At 45.9% G+C, this 14,332-nt stretch carries 15 protein-coding genes and 1 riboswitch; of the genes, 5 read left to right on the forward strand and 10 right to left on the reverse strand.

Translation table 11 applies throughout. From position 1 onward, the window contains the following. Positions 1 to 25: 25 nt before the first annotated feature. A complete protein-coding gene (locus tag C7R92_RS02700) occupies positions 26 to 397 on the forward strand; it encodes a hypothetical protein (protein ID WP_244195628.1) in 372 nt (123 codons plus the stop codon). A gap of 443 nt (positions 398 to 840) precedes the next feature. Beyond that, complete coding sequence (locus C7R92_RS02705; RefSeq protein ID WP_106833159.1) at positions 841 to 1,110, forward strand: hypothetical protein; 270 nt, start codon at positions 841 to 843, stop codon at positions 1,108 to 1,110. A gap of 244 nt (positions 1,111 to 1,354) precedes the next feature. On the opposite strand, the gene C7R92_RS02710 is transcribed toward C7R92_RS02705, so the two are convergent. After that, entirely contained in the window at positions 1,355 to 1,558 is a 204-nt protein-coding gene (locus C7R92_RS02710) for a cold-shock protein (RefSeq protein WP_007729289.1), read from the reverse strand. A 430-nt stretch (positions 1,559 to 1,988) separates the two neighbouring features. Here C7R92_RS02710 and C7R92_RS02715 point away from each other — a divergent pair, with 430 nt between their 5' ends. Together C7R92_RS02715 and C7R92_RS02720 are read left to right on the forward strand one after the other, a co-directional pair. Next, a complete protein-coding gene (locus C7R92_RS02715) occupies positions 1,989 to 2,333 on the forward strand; it encodes a rhodanese-like domain-containing protein (RefSeq protein ID WP_244195629.1) in 345 nt (114 codons plus the stop codon). A gap of 84 nt (positions 2,334 to 2,417) precedes the next feature. Further along, positions 2,418 to 2,570: riboswitch (cyclic di-AMP (ydaO/yuaA leader) on the forward strand. A gap of 7 nt (positions 2,571 to 2,577) precedes the next feature. Continuing rightward, positions 2,578 to 3,312, forward strand: coding sequence for a CAP domain-containing protein (locus C7R92_RS02720; RefSeq protein ID WP_106833160.1), 735 nt, complete (start codon positions 2,578 to 2,580; stop codon positions 3,310 to 3,312). Between the two features lie 64 nt (positions 3,313 to 3,376). Here C7R92_RS02720 and C7R92_RS32200 read toward each other — a convergent pair whose 3' ends face one another. The 3 genes from C7R92_RS32200 to def all read right to left on the reverse strand — a co-directional run bounded on the left by C7R92_RS32200 (position 3,377) and on the right by def (position 5,184). Next, on the reverse strand, positions 3,377 to 3,532 hold the full coding sequence (locus tag C7R92_RS32200) for a hypothetical protein (protein ID WP_017248920.1): 156 nt from the start codon (positions 3,530 to 3,532) through the stop codon (positions 3,377 to 3,379). A 100-nt stretch (positions 3,533 to 3,632) separates the two neighbouring features. Next, the gene (locus tag C7R92_RS02725) at positions 3,633 to 4,643 is read right to left on the reverse strand and encodes a homoserine dehydrogenase (protein ID WP_106833161.1); all 1,011 of its coding nucleotides are present in this window, start codon (positions 4,641 to 4,643) and stop codon (positions 3,633 to 3,635) included. 19 nt (positions 4,644 to 4,662) lie between these two features. Then, a complete protein-coding gene (gene def, locus C7R92_RS02730) occupies positions 4,663 to 5,184 on the reverse strand; it encodes a peptide deformylase (protein WP_106833162.1) in 522 nt (173 codons plus the stop codon). Positions 5,185 to 5,362: 178 nt separating this feature from the next. On the opposite strand from def, the gene C7R92_RS02735 reads away from it, so the two are divergent. After that, a complete protein-coding gene (locus C7R92_RS02735; protein WP_106833163.1) occupies positions 5,363 to 6,670 on the forward strand; it encodes an aminotransferase class I/II-fold pyridoxal phosphate-dependent enzyme in 1,308 nt (435 codons plus the stop codon). Between the two features lie 134 nt (positions 6,671 to 6,804). Here C7R92_RS02735 and C7R92_RS02740 read toward each other — a convergent pair whose 3' ends face one another. From C7R92_RS02740 to brnQ, 6 genes are all read right to left on the reverse strand, one after another. Next, entirely contained in the window at positions 6,805 to 7,704 is a 900-nt protein-coding gene (locus C7R92_RS02740) for a DMT family transporter (protein ID WP_106833164.1), read from the reverse strand. A 61-nt stretch (positions 7,705 to 7,765) separates the two neighbouring features. Beyond that, positions 7,766 to 8,941: an acyltransferase gene (locus C7R92_RS02745; protein ID WP_106833313.1), complete on the reverse strand. Its 1,176-nt coding sequence runs from the start codon at positions 8,939 to 8,941 to the stop codon at positions 7,766 to 7,768. Between the two features lie 127 nt (positions 8,942 to 9,068). After that, positions 9,069 to 9,863, reverse strand: coding sequence for a YqjF family protein (locus C7R92_RS02750; protein WP_106833165.1), 795 nt, complete (start codon positions 9,861 to 9,863; stop codon positions 9,069 to 9,071). Positions 9,864 to 9,868: 5 nt separating this feature from the next. Beyond that, positions 9,869 to 11,281 carry an FMN-binding glutamate synthase family protein gene (locus C7R92_RS02755; protein WP_106833166.1) on the reverse strand — a complete coding sequence of 471 codons (1,413 nt, stop codon included), beginning with the start codon at positions 11,279 to 11,281 and terminating at the stop codon, positions 9,869 to 9,871. 220 nt (positions 11,282 to 11,501) lie between these two features. After that, a complete protein-coding gene (locus C7R92_RS02760; protein ID WP_106833167.1) occupies positions 11,502 to 12,707 on the reverse strand; it encodes a DUF418 domain-containing protein in 1,206 nt (401 codons plus the stop codon). Between the two features lie 131 nt (positions 12,708 to 12,838). Next, positions 12,839 to 14,182, reverse strand: coding sequence for a branched-chain amino acid transport system II carrier protein (brnQ, locus tag C7R92_RS02765; protein ID WP_106833168.1), 1,344 nt, complete (start codon positions 14,180 to 14,182; stop codon positions 12,839 to 12,841). Positions 14,183 to 14,332: the final 150 nt, after the last annotated feature.

The following is a 14,332-nucleotide window of genomic DNA, read 5'->3' on the forward strand; positions in this document are numbered from 1 at the left end:
CCACAGACGCCCAAGACGAAATATTGTGAGAACGACTGGTATTTTGCAAAACAACCTTAGTGTTGCTCTCACCGCTCACCTCGACCTGGTCAATCTGAACACAGAGGATGTTGAAGTACGTGTGCAAATATTGAACTGGGGTGCTGCGGTTACGCAAACCAATCCGGTTAGTACCTTGGTGGACATCACGCAATTTATCCCAGCCAATACTCGTACTGTATTCAATGGACTTGTCCCCGCTTCCAACCACTATGAAGTTCGCCTCACCGTAGCACGTAACAACGAAAATGTACTTCTCACCACTTATGGCCGTACTTCTATCGGCGGCGGTCAAGTTGTTGGTCTTACAGTGCTTGATAGTCAATTCCAAACAATCGAAATCGAAACTTGTATTTAACTATTTTGTAGGAAGAAAATGAGGAATTATGGTGGGACGCCATAGTTCCTTTTTTTATCCATACGCATGCAGGAACAGGCGCTGAGGACGATCCCAACGCCTTTTATAATGCTCCCATAGACTGAGACACGGGAGGTTAAAAAATAAGTTATAATAAGAGCATGGAAAAACGGAACCAATATACCTCAGAGTTTAAAACAAAGGTTGTCCTGGAGGTCCTCCGGGAGGAGCAGACCGTGAACGAAATTGCTGGCAAGTACGAAATGAGTCTCTAAATGAAGCAAAACCCGATCAATTTTACGTCCATACTATCTAAAAAATTGCATCCTAAAAACAAATAACGAAATCAATCGTCGATATATCGTACTTGAGGGTAATAATAATGTGCTTTATGACTTAACTTCTGATGTAATGAAAAGATAATTTTAAGGGGGAGGAAAGTGGTGAATAATCAATGTAATTTAAAATGGGCTGATTTAAGCGATCCAGTTAAAACGATAATAGAACACATTGATATTAATTGTTGTGATGAAGATTTTCAAGTTGGAACTAAACTAAATATACCGTATTTTAAGGGGAGATTCACTCAAGAAATGGCAGATGCAATTCTCGAATATCAATATTCAATTGAAAATTTAAACGAAAATTGTTATTCTGCCGAACTGCAAGATGGTGTATTGATGATAAAGTTCGTTAAGAGTTCAGAGAGATAGTTCGTTATGTCCAATTTTATAACCAGGAGCGCCCTCATCAATCTCTAAATGAAGCAAAACCAGATCAATTTTACGCCCATACTATCGAAAAAATCGCATCCTAAACACTAGGACTACGAAAAGGAGGACATAACTTATTCCTCAAAAAATCGTGTCTTGACAACGGGCAGCATTACATTTTACTTCTACGACCACGCCAAAAAAGAAACTGCCCTCGAAAGGACAGTTTCTTTTAAAAGGAGACTTACAGTTTTACTACGTTCTCAGCTTGTGGGCCACGGTTGCCTTGAACGATGTTGAATTGAACTTTTTGACCTTCGTCCAAAGTTTTGAAACCGTCACCTTGGATTGCGCTGAAGTGTACGAATACATCGTCTCCGCCTTCTACTTGAATGAAACCGAAACCTTTTTCTGCGTTAAACCATTTTACTGTTCCGTTCGTTTGCATTTAAAAAAACCTCCAAAAATTCAATTTGAATATGCTAGTCATATTTACCGAAGCAAATAAAGCTCACATATCATGAAGGAATACCAGATCATGTGCTATGATACGCCTTCATGATATGTGAATTTTACCTACTCAGCAAATATGCAAATGTCATGGGACGGAACTGCAAAATTAAAAACTAAACCTTTTGAAAACCTAAAACAATGAAAGCCCTTCCTCTCTTCCATCCTTGCGGCTCCGATGACCGCGCCAGTGTGAATCGGGGATTCAAAAATGTTATCCATCAGCATACAAACACCTCGATGAATGATTAGGTATCAATTTTTCAAGTAGCAATCTCATTCTACCATGGTTGTACAACAAAAGCAACCGTTCACCCTTATACTGGGAAGGCGATACTCTGTTACAATAGCATTGGGAGGGATTTCATTTGCAGAATCATACTTTGACAACCATTCAATTATCAGAAATGCTTGAAAAGAAAGTGCCTGTACTATTATTAGACGTACGCGACGTCGAGAAATTTATCACCGGCAGCCTCGTTCACGATAATGCATCGACCCGAAACGCACCCTATCTTCTAATGAAGGAACAGGACAAGCCGTTCGATGAAGAAACCGAAAAACTTGCGCAAAATGTGCAGATTGTTACCGTATGTACAACAGGTAACAAAGCTCAAAAAGCTGCCAATCTTCTTCGTGAGCATGGTTTTCAAGCAAATGCATTGGAAGGCGGCTTAACCGCATGGAAGGAACAATCAAACGAAGCGAAATGAGCCTAATTTATCAACGATTCTAGCTTTTTGCCATATATTACTCCTTTATTTCGATTGGGATTGTCTGATATCGTTGTTCATGCCAAACGAAATAAGCCGAGACTTTCTGAAAAGGAAGTGCGGGGGACTTTTTAGTGGATGAGCAATTCCACATGGGGTGAATCGCCGAATTGGCGTAGGGTTGTTTCCTCAACCCGAATCCGACAACTAACCTCGTAGGCAAAAAAAAGGAGAGATTTGTTTAATGAAACGTTTTGGTTCTGTTACAATCGCGATGACTCTTGGTCTAGGCTTGGCTTTGACAGGGTTTGCTTCTTCTGCTTCCGCAGCATCTAACTGCCCATTGAAGAACGGACAATTCCAATTCAATGTGGGTCAAAATATGGGACAATTCCAAAAAGCACCAAATGCACAACAGTTCTTTAACTTTTATCAAAAGCAAGGACAAGCTACACCTGTACAACCATACCCAATTCAACCAGGATCTTTTCAATCAGCACCCGTGCAGCAAGCACCAGTACAACAAGCACCAGTTCAACCAGCACCAGCGCAACCTAGAAATAACGTCACTCAGCCTGCCGCACCAGTAAATCAAGCGGAACAAGGAAAAACTGGTGATTTTGCGAAACAAGTCGCGGATTTGGTGAACCAAGAACGTGCCAAAGCAGGTCTCAAGCCTGTTCAAATGGATGCAGCATTGTCCAAAGTAGCGTTGGCAAAAGCACAAGATATGTCTGCTAACAACTATTTTGACCACAACAGCCCAACGTACGGTTCCCCATTTGACATGATGAAGCAGTATGGCATTCAGTACTCGACTGCAGGTGAGAATATCGCCATGGGACAACAAAGTCCACAAGAAGTTATGCAACAATGGATGAACAGTGAAGGTCACCGCCAAAACATTATGAACCCTGCGTTCACAAAAATTGGTGTAGGCGTCACAAATGGCTACTGGGTACAAGAATTTATCGGATAAAACGCATTGTACGAAACGAAAAGCCGGTGTCTCTTAATCGAGACCCGGCTTTTTCGTGTAGGCATCATTCCTGCTGTGCTTCGGATGCCTGCTTTTTGGGGGTACAGCAGCAGCTATCCTGCTCATTTACCAAAGCGACGTTCTTTTGATTCATTTTTTGCTTGGTTGGGTAAGCAGATACTTGCTGCAGCTCGGCATTGACATCAGACGATTGGTTCATCCGTATGGCCCCCTCGCCGTTTTTTGTGGTGCATCCCTAGTATGCTCGCGGTTGTAAAGGACTCATTCCTAAGGAACACTGGAAGCACATGCAAATGAACCTATCTGCTAATGATATGTTCAAGGTCTTTTAAGGCAGCCGCTGCTGCCGCGACAGGATCTGATTTTCCTCCAACGACCAATAAATCCCCCATGACATCTGTTTCTACCCGTATGGCTTTTGTCGTACCTGATACAGATGCAAATGGATGGGTAAGATCCACTGCACAAAGCTCCACTGCTATAGAAAGTGTGCCATTTGCTTCCTTTTGGATGCTTCCGATCAGCTTGGGAATCTTCGTATGCTTTTTCCAGTTCTCGATTTGTAACGAGGTTATTTCGCGAATACTTGCGCGTGTGATATCAGTCAGATTTACTTGCGCACCAAAAGCGGCGTTTGCCAAGATCGTGAGCTTTGAAGCTGTATCCCAACCATCGATGTCGTAAGAAGGGTCCGGTTCGGCAATCCCCATCTTCTGAGCGAGCTCGACTGCTTCCACACAGGTGAGCCCCTCTTCCATCATTTTTGTGAGCACGAAGTTAGTCGTTCCCGTAAAAATGCCTTCGACTCGGTTCACTTCACAGCCTGCCAAGTTATACTGCAATAGATCGATCGTCGGCAGGGCTGCTGCTGTTGCCCCACTCACTTTCAACGCGACGCCATGTTTTTTGGCTAGAGCGGCTAAGCCAGCATAATCGACAACAAGCGCACCTTTTGATATCGCGATTGCATGTATAGCATGTTCCAATGCATAACGAATAAAAGTAAGACCGGGTCCTCCCTCTTTTTCAGAAGGACCAGCCTCGATGAGCACATCCGGTTGAACCGATTGGATAAATTCCAGCGCGTTCCATGATGGGTTCTTTGCTTGTTTTGTATGTGCATAGTCTTCCCATTTTCCTGAATCAATTCCGTTCTCATCATAGAGACCGGAAGCCGAACGAATGACTCCCACGAGTCTGACATCCGCTTGATATAGCTCGCGGTATCGGTCCCGTCGCTGTTCCAGCAGTCTGGCTACTTGCTGTCCTACTGTTCCAAAGCCTGTTAACATAATATTCCAACGCTTCATGAGTCAATCTCCTTGCTGTTTATGCTCTGTTTCTACTTTTAGCCTGTATCCGGTGCAAGTCCTTGCGATTCAGTTTCTTTCCTGTTTTTGCTGAGTAGAGCTCTTCTGTATGATCAATAAACAAAATTCCTTCCAAATGGTCCATCTCGTGCTGAATACACCGAGCGAGGAAATCTTCGGCTTCGATTGTCTTTGTTTCTCCTTGGCGGTTCAGCGTCTGAACTTTGACATAATTCGCCCGACGGACGATTCCAAACACACCCGGTATCGAAAGACAAGCTTCTTGCCCTTCCTGCTCACCTGATTTTTTCATCCATACCGGATTGATCAGTTCAATCAAGCCGCTACCACAATCCATCACAACTAAACGCTTCGGGATGCCAATCTGTATCGCGGACAAGCCTGCTCGACCTTTCGCAGCGTAAATCGTTTGGGCCATATCATCCAAAATCTTTTCAACCTGTGGAGTAATGGACGGTACTCTTTTTGAAGTTTCACGCAAGATAGGGTCCCCCAGGCGAACGATCCTGCGTTCAGCCATTTCCTTCTCCCTCCCGCATTACTCAGTTTTCGATTTCAAGGTAGCAAATCCGCTCCTCGCTGTCAAAAGGAACCTCGCAAAATCTGAAATATCCCGCTGGGCAAGGGTGACAAATGCATGTAGATACGCTATCTTTATTGGTAAACATAGATGTTTTCAAATGAAGAGGGAGGCTATCATGCATTCATTGGCATCAACGCTGAACCAAACCATCCAGCGGGAAAACCCGCACGTGTTTGAAATGCTGTCTGACATCGCGAAACTGATTTATTTCCCAAAAGAAGGGATTCTCAGCCAGTCGGCAGAAGCGAAAGCAAAAGCGAAAAAGTACAACGCAACTATCGGGATTGCACTGGAAAACGGTCAACCGATGCACCTTAAGGTCATCCAGGATAACCTGTCTGCTTACCAGCCAAAAGACATTTACGAGTATGCTCCCCCAGCAGGAAAGCCTGAGCTGCGTGCAGCATGGCGTAAAAAAATGATTGAGGAACAGCCTTCACTGGCTAACCATACGTTTAGTAGCCCAATCGTTACAAACGCATTGACGCATGGCCTGAGCATCGTATCTGACTTGTTCGCTGACAACGGCGACAGTGTCATCATCCCGGACAAAAACTGGGAAAACTACGAGCTTACTTTTTCGATCCGCCGTGGTGCAGAAATGGTCTACTATCCATTATATAACGACGAGATGAAATTTAATGCTGCTGCTTTGCGTGATGCGATTCTCGCACAAAAAGACAAAGGCAAAGCCATCGTCGTACTCAACTTCCCGAATAACCCAACTGGCTTTACACCAGGTCCAGAGGAAGGAAAACAAATCGTCGCTGCACTCAAAGAAGGCGCCGAGTCTGGAATCAACATTGTCGCAGTGACAGATGACGCGTACTTCGGCTTGTTCTTCGAGGACTCAATGCACGAATCTCTCTTCGCTAGCCTATGCGACGTTCACCCGCGCATTCTGCCTGTAAAAGTAGATGGGGCTACCAAAGAAGATTACGTATGGGGCTTCCGTGTTGGCTTCATTACGTATGCATCTCCATCCAGCGACTTGCTCAGCGCTTTGGAGCAAAAGACAATGGGAATCATCCGCGCGACTCTTTCCAGCGGATCGCATCCTTCCCAAACATTCGTACTGCACGCAATCACAGCTCCGGAGTACAAAGCACAGAAGCAGGAGAAATTCGATATCATGAAAGGCCGTGCCAACCGCGTCAAGGAAGTGCTCGACAGCGGAAAATTCGCTGACGTGTGGACTTACTATCCATTCAACTCCGGCTACTTCATGTGCCTCAAGCTAAAGACTGTCGAAGCGGAAACATTGCGCCAGCACTTGCTGGAACAGTATGGCGTCGGTACGATCGCTCTTGGTCAAACCGATTTGCGCATTGCCTTCTCTTGCATTGAAGAAGAAAACATTGCTGACTTGTTCGAATTGGTCTACAGTGGTGTGAAAGATTTGGAAAATGCAGTAACCAAATAATTGGAACAACCACTCTTACAAAAGCGTCTTGGCCTCGTGTCAGGGCGCTTTTCGTTTTCTTTCAAAAAAAGCCCCGGATACCCACGCAGAGTAAATGCGAGGGTTTCCGAGACCGTTGTATCATAATTTTTCTATTAGCTTCCAATCGACGAATGTATACGACGTGGCTGCTGTGTACCGATAAAAATGGAGGCGAGTACGAGGATCATCCCCACTCCATGCATCCAAGTAAATGCTTCGTTCAAGAAAAAGACAGCCACGAGAGCAGCACTTATCGGCATCATTCCGGTGAACAAGCCAGCTTTGGAAGCCTCCACCTTCTCCACTCCTTTGTACCAGAGAAAGAAGGATAAGACGCTGGCCGTAAACGCATAGTACACAAGAAGCCACCATACATTTGCAGGTACAGCACTCCAATCAAACCGCAAGCTTTCCCAAATCGCAAACGGAAGAAACAAGACAAAGCTGATGACATTAATCGCAGCCGTCATTTGGAAAGGTGTATTTTTCCCAGCAAGTCTTTTCGCGAAAATCGTAAAAAGCGCTTCGCTGACGACCGCAAAAAATACGAAGAGATTGCCGAGCATGCTTATCCAGTTTTGCTCCCCGCCGCCTCCGGTGAACGTAATGAAGCCGATGCCGCCCACTGAAAGACCGATCGCCACTAAACGATTGGTGTTTAATTTTTCCTTGAGCAGCCAGAACGAAAACAAAGCGATGCAGGCAGGCACCGTACTCGTAATGATACCGGCAGCAGTAGCGGTCGTCCACTGAACGCCGTACAGCATGCATACACTAAAGAGAAACACGCCGAAAAAAGACTGCCAGAATAACACCTTGCCTTCCTCACGGCTCCAAGACGTTTTCCATTCCCCACGCATAGCCAGCAGCGGCAATAGGATGATGATCGCGAGCAAAAAGCGTAGCTCCGAAAACAAAAACACAGGAACATGGGAAACTATTTCTTTACCGATGGAGATGTTGCTTCCGACCAAGGCCATAGCCAAGGCTAACTGAATGTAAGCTAACAGCATGACGACTCGCTTCTCCCTTCAACCTCCTACAATTCTCTACATATGGCCAAACTGCTTGCGATTAACCCGCGTTTTGCCATTCTTTTTGAGATGACGGGATCTTTTTTGTCTTTTTCTCTGCTGCCCCCACCAGCCAGGAACCAAACGGCAGTTTTCCCAGCCCATATGATATGGCAAAAGAAAGAATGGAGCACAAGGCGAATGCTACCATACTTCCCCACACGCCCGTGTGAAAAAGCTGAAGCTCGCGCAAAATCTTCATCAAGTACGTCAAGATCAGCGCATGAATCAAATAAGCTCCGTACGAATATTTCCCAAGGAGTCCTAGCCAATGTGTCCATTTGGACTGCTTTTTGCTCATCCATAGGCAGAGAGCGTACACAGTCAATAAACAAGCCATCGTATAGAGGAACATGGACGGTTTCAAGGATGTCGCTACGTTTAAATTGATCTGGCCTTGCCCTGAATCACGGAAAAGTTCATAGCCAATGACTGCGTACAGGACACCAACTGAAACAATGATCCATTGCCAGTATCTTTTCAGGAGTGAACGAAATGCAGGCAGCGTAAAAGCGACTAAGCCACCGAACAAAAAGTAATAGAAATAATAGAACGCATTTCGATCGCGGTATTTGATGAAATATGTATCAAGCCAATTCATATCGAATCGGAAACCGTGCGCGGGGATGTACCGCGCTGAAAACCACATGAGGCCCCCATAAAACAATCCGGAGACTCCAAGAGCGACAACGAGACGAAAGCGGCTTGTCACGAATCTGCGGAAAAGTTCAAATACTCTTTGCCAAAACGGATACAAAAGATAGAACTGAAAAATCATCACGACGAACCACAGATGATACGAGGATGTCCCTGTCAGGAAATTTTTGCTTACATTCCAAACAAACGCTACTCCCTCCCCCAAGGGCTTCTCCATCAAGTAAAGATAAACCACCGACCATATTCCATACGGAACCAAAATCTCCGTTACCCTTTTACGTGTAAAGGAAATATAGTTCACTTTTTCGGAGTAGTTGTAAAAAAGAACAAGCCCTGTGATGAAAATGAATGCAGGTACCGCGAATTTTAGCAAATGAAACAACATTCCGTAGACGATCGACACCTGCTCTGTCAGTCCCGGCTCACGGATATACACGCCAATGACATGCTGATAAACCACAGCCAAGAATGCAAAGGCCCGGATTAGATCCAACTCACCAATTCGTTCTTTTCGAGCCATAACCAAATACCAGATCCTTCCTGTTTTTCGAAAAAAAGTGCTATCTCTCATCTTACCGACCAAAAGTCAGTCTGGCAAGCCTCAAATCCAAAAGACTGATACCCTTTTGTACTGGTATCAGTCACTACTATCCACCTTGATCCGAAGATAGATCCTCTAGACTTCGAATCGGCCAAATAAGACTTTGTACTCCACGTGAATACAGGGCTAGATGCGGAGAATCCGTGAGTGGGATTGACAGGTTTTCGGTCATCGAGTTTTCACGAATATGAAAGGCTGTCTCCTGTAGTTGCCACGGCTCGTGCACCACATCCGCATACATCATTTGCTTCGTTTTGTTACACCTGCAAAAGAGTGTGTATCGCTCCGTCAGCCAATGCATCAGCGTTCCCTCTTTGGCGAAAAATCTGTCAGCGAGAGGCTGGTAGCTGCCTTCGAACGAGGGAGACTGAGGTAGACCAGATAGACGTCGAGAGGTAAAATCGATCCGATCCCCTTGGCGATGAAAAGCCATTTGGGCCCGATAATAAGGCAGCCGGTACCAAAATTTCGCAATCTTGATTACGAGCGGATTCGACGTATCCAGCGAAAGAAAATACACGCCTGTCTTCCCTTTCGCCTTCACATACGTCCGCACGTTGATTTCAGGGAAAGTCGTCGTGAATGGTACGGATGGCATCCGATGCAAACGCACGCCACTCAGCAAAAACGGGATAATACTGATCCATGCCTTGCCATCGTAAGTATCGAGCTCAAGTCCTGCTGGAATGAGCGCTTTGATAGACGATGGTGAAATCGCCCAATGTAAAAAAAGAAGATGCTCCCACGTCTGTGTCATGGTCCATCCGTTGTACTGTGCGGCCGACTTGATTTGGATGATCCTCTGTTCGATACGAATCCCTCCCATTCGTACGTCGATCAAGCAATTTAACTGGAAGAGGATGAATGATAGGCAAGGGGTACTTTCGTCACTTTGCTCGTCATCTCATCGAGTGAGACGAGATCCGCAGCCGTAACTTCACGAAGAGACGTTTTCCCCAGCGCGAGGATGGCAATTTCCATTTCATCCACAAACGAAAGAAAAAAGTTAGCCAAGTATTTCGTGGCTGAATCGGGGTCAAATTTGTTTTTCAAACTCCCTGGATAGGTGGTCAGCTCTGTCGGTGGTTCCCACGGTATTGCTTTTGTCACCTGATCATGAGTCATCGCCCACAAAACAGCCGTCCCCATAAATATGCCGTCTGCTCCCAAAGCAATTGCTTTTAAGCACTCACCCGGGGTATTATATCCGCCCCCAGACAATAAGGTAATTCGTTCTTTCACACCTTTTTTCTTCAAATAGCGCACGGCCCGGGTCAGCGCATAAATGGTCGGCAAACCGAAATCATCCTCCAGGATGGGAGGTCCACCTTTTGTCCCCGCTTGTCCGCCATCAATACTGATAAAATCTACACCGGCTTGGATTACAATCTCCAGGTCTTTTTCAAGAATGGCACTGGCACAGATTTTGACACCAATCGGAACGCCGTCTGTTATTGTGCGCAACTTGTCTACGAGCTTCTTAAGATCCTCCGGCTTCGATACTTCCGGATGCCGCGAAGGAATGATAATCATCTCTTCATCCTGAACCCCCATGATTTCAGCAGCTCTTCCCTGGATATATTCAGCGGGGATAAAGCTCGCGGCAGCTGCCGTCGCCCCCTGCCCAAAATGGATTTCGATGGCGTCAGCCTGTCGCAAAATTTCCGGCTCCTTTGCCCACTTTCCCGAGTTGTATTGGAGAATCAGGTGTTTGGCGAATTTCCTTTCTTCCGGCAATAACGGGCCTTCACCCGTATTCGTCAAAGTCCCCACTGCGGCCGTTCCTTTTGCAATCGCGATTTTCACATCGGCACTTACACCGATACCGTACCCCATTGCCCCTACCATGAGCGGAATGTCCAAGGTTAACGGCTTTTTTGCCATGGGCCCAATCGTGATTTGCATGTCCACTTCTGTATCTTCACTCGAAGGCAGCTTGGCCAGCTGTGCAGGAGAAAATATCAAGCTATCGAAGTTCAAGAACTTGCGCGGACTTCCAAAAGGACGTTCGATGGCTTGTCCAGTAGCTGCTCGCAAGCTGTTCTCCAGGACGTAGCGTGGACTGACTTTGGTCATGGCGGAGACCATCTCAAAAATATTTTCCGGATAGCGGTCTGACATGAGGCGCTTCATGAACTTGGCGAGCAGCCACTGGGTAAGAGGTCGAAAAAGACAGATCAAAAGCAGTCCCACCACGAGGAGTGCAGCTATCGATCCTACAAAGGAGCCGATCAAAAATGAAATCCAATTGCCAGCCATCCTCTTTCTCCTTCCTACTGTCAGAGCGCTGCTGCTGTTACTAGGTATGTGAGATAGGAAAATTTTGCCCCAATCATGCCACTTTTATCCTACGATCTCCCCTGGCCATTAAAGCTAGAAAAAACGCCCAGATTAACTGGACGTTTTCGAGCGAAGCCTTTTCCATAAATAAAAATAACAGGACGTCAGCACAAGCACGACAGCCATTGTCATGATAGTGTCAAATCGCATGAGATCCTCCTTTTCGTTTCATTGGTACAAATTTGCCGTATGTCAAACAGCGCCAAAGCCATTCCGCAGGACCAAACTGATAGTTGGCGAGCCACCAGCGACTAACGAAGATTTGCGCAGTGAAGATCACCAAGCTAAACACCAATCCGAGAGCCAACCCAGGCGTTCCGTACAAATGTCCAACACGCACAACCAATACAGCGATGATGGTTTGGCTCAAGTAGTTGCTTAGCGCCATTCTGCCTACCGGTTCCAAATGCTTCAGCATGCGCTTGGCGCTCTCTTTCCGGTACAGAAGCAGAAGTGAAGTAATGTAAAAAGCGCTCAGGGAAAGACCACTCCAGGTAACAAATGTCTGAACGGCAATCGAGATCGAGGCTGGAAATGTAACAATGCCGAATTGAATAAGCGGAATCATCGGTACAAGCATAGCACTCAAGCCCAGCGCAATCCACCATACGCGACGAATGGCCGGAATAAACTCTTCCGTCCTCTCAAATACTCCCCGCTTGGCTGCCAGAAATCCGAATAAAAAGAGCGGCAGAACAGATAGGATAACAATAAACTCAAGGGAGAAAACGACCGGAATTTCGTAAGCAACCCGGAATTGCAACCACTCGATGATCGAGCCATTGGCATAAGCATCGAGTGCTTTTTGTATGAGCGGTGATTGATCTGGCATAGGAACGAGGTCTTCAGGAACGGTCAGCATAAGAGCGTACATGGCCTGCACACCGATCAAGAGCGTCCACGCCCATCTTTTGATCGTCTTTTCTTGCCTGTGGTAAAACAGCAACAGAAGAAATCCAGCTAGGGCATACGTATGAAGAATGTCTCCATACCAGAGGAAAACAAGATGTGCCATCCCCACAATCAAGAGCACCAATAATCTGCGAGCAAACAGGCCCTGATAAGGCAGCTGTTTGCTCTCGGCACGATGCATAAACAGAAAAAAGCCTACGCCAAACAAAAACGAGAAGATAGTGTAAAACTTCGTCTGTACAAACATGTTAAACAAGAGCCGTATCCAACCATCCATTTCTGAATGGGTATTGACCATCCCTGCATCTGGTAAGAACATGATGGGATACAAAAATGACGGCATATTCACCAGCAAGATCCCCAAGAGGGCAAAGCCTCTAATCCCGTCTAGCTGCCGAATTCGCTCACCTTCCGCAACAGGTGCTACTTTCACGTAAATGAACCTCCCCAACTGCCCCTTAGGCTTTAACACATTTAATACGAATGAACCTCGTAAAAAGTAACAAATGCTTCTACCACAACAAGAGAGCTTCGCGAAAACGAAGCCCTCTCTTACGTGCTGCCTTATTTTGATGGGGAAGTCTTTGTTCCTGTTCCTGTGCGGTTTGTCCTATTCCGAAAATCGAGCAGAATACCGACAAAACCAGCAAATATGGCGGGCATGATCCAACCGGCCCCTTCCTTATAAAAAGGAAGAACACCCAAAATATCGTTCCAGCTCTGATTAAAAAACGTAAGATTCATCAAATCCACGACACCAAAAACCGTCACAACTGCGACAGTCGTCATATACACAGACGAATGAGCAGGTATCCAGCGCTCTAGCAACGCCAACAAAATGAGCACGATCGCAATTGGGTAAATTGCGCCCAAAATCGGGACAGATACGCTTAAAATCTCCGATAATCCCAAGTTTGCGACTCCCATGCTCAGGACACAGAGAATCACTGCCCATCCTCTGTAGGACAAACCTTTGAATCGTCCATGAAAGTATTGGCTGCAAGAAGTTACGAGTCCAATCGATACACAAAGGCAAGCGACGGTAAAAATGGCACCAAGAATCAGCGTACCGCTTGTCCCAAATAGCTGCCTCATGATAGCTGTCAGGAGCAGCCCGCCATTCTCCGGCCTACCTAAAGAGGCTCCAGATGAACCGAGCAATCCCAAAATGACATAGATGAATGTCAGCAACATGCCTGCTCCGAGACCTGCTTTGATCATATTCGCAGACAGTTGCTTTTTGTCTTCGATTCCCTTGCTCCGCAGCGTATTGGCAATCACGATACCAAATACGAGTGCAGCCAATGCGTCCATTGTTAAATACCCGTCCAGAAAACCTTGCACAACTGGATTGGAGGCATATTTTCCTGCTGGTACCCCCGTTGGGCCCAGTGGTGTGAATAAGCTCTTGATGTAGATCAAGGCAATCATGGTCAACAGTGCAGGAGTCAGTATTTTCCCAAAGCGATCAATCAATTTGGAAGGAGTCAAACTAAACCAAAAGACAATGCCAAAAAATACGATCGTATAGAAGAAAAGACTCCAGGTGGAATCAGCGGCTTGTGCCGGCAAAAACGGCGCCATTCCCATCTCGTACGCGAGACTGCCTGCACGTGGGATAGCAAGTGCGGGTCCAATCGACACATAAATCAAAATAGGAAAAATAAGAGCAAAGCTTGGATGAACACGACTCGCTAATTGGTAAAAGCTCCCTGCTTTTGCGATGGCAATCACCCCAAGGATAGGAAGACCGACAGCCGATATTACAAAGCCTGCAATCGACAGCCAAACATAGGAACCAGCCTCTTGACCCAGATAGGGTGGAAAAATAAGGTTCCCTGCACCAAAGAACATCGAAAACAGCATAAAACTGACCAGCAACATTTCTTTCTTAGACAAGGTTATCATCGACGTGTATATTACCTCCCATCGTATTGAGAGGCATTCTATCAACTTTTGCGTTCCTTCGCTAGTAGCAACGCCATAGTTGTAATTGCAAGATCATTATCATTTTTCCTACAATAATTGAAAGTAGAAAAACAAAGGAAACCACCTGCC

Origin of the sequence: Brevibacillus porteri (genome assembly GCF_003013475.1) — a bacterium.
GTDB lineage: Bacteria > Bacillota > Bacilli > Brevibacillales > Brevibacillaceae > Brevibacillus > Brevibacillus porteri.

Bases quoted from the DNA above. Each gene is read 5' to 3' on its own strand.
- C7R92_RS02710 (WP_007729289.1), bottom strand. From the start codon at position 1,558: ATGCAAACGAACGGAACAGTAAAATGGTTTAACGCAGAAAAAGGTTTC.
- C7R92_RS02720 (WP_106833160.1), top strand. From the start codon at position 2,578: ATGAAACGTTTTGGTTCTGTTACAATCGCGATGACTCTTGGTCTAGGC.
- C7R92_RS32200 (WP_017248920.1), bottom strand. From the start codon at position 3,532: ATGAACCAATCGTCTGATGTCAATGCCGAGCTGCAGCAAGTATCTGCT.
- C7R92_RS02725 (WP_106833161.1), bottom strand. From the start codon at position 4,643: ATGAAGCGTTGGAATATTATGTTAACAGGCTTTGGAACAGTAGGACAG.
- def (WP_106833162.1), bottom strand. From the start codon at position 5,184: ATGGCTGAACGCAGGATCGTTCGCCTGGGGGACCCTATCTTGCGTGAA.
- C7R92_RS02735 (WP_106833163.1), top strand. From the start codon at position 5,363: ATGCATTCATTGGCATCAACGCTGAACCAAACCATCCAGCGGGAAAAC.
- C7R92_RS02740 (WP_106833164.1), bottom strand. From the start codon at position 7,704: ATGCTGTTAGCTTACATTCAGTTAGCCTTGGCTATGGCCTTGGTCGGA.
- C7R92_RS02745 (WP_106833313.1), bottom strand. From the start codon at position 8,941: ATGGCTCGAAAAGAACGAATTGGTGAGTTGGATCTAATCCGGGCCTTT.
- C7R92_RS02755 (WP_106833166.1), bottom strand. From the start codon at position 11,281: ATGGCTGGCAATTGGATTTCATTTTTGATCGGCTCCTTTGTAGGATCG.
- brnQ (WP_106833168.1), bottom strand. From the start codon at position 14,182: ATGATAACCTTGTCTAAGAAAGAAATGTTGCTGGTCAGTTTTATGCTG.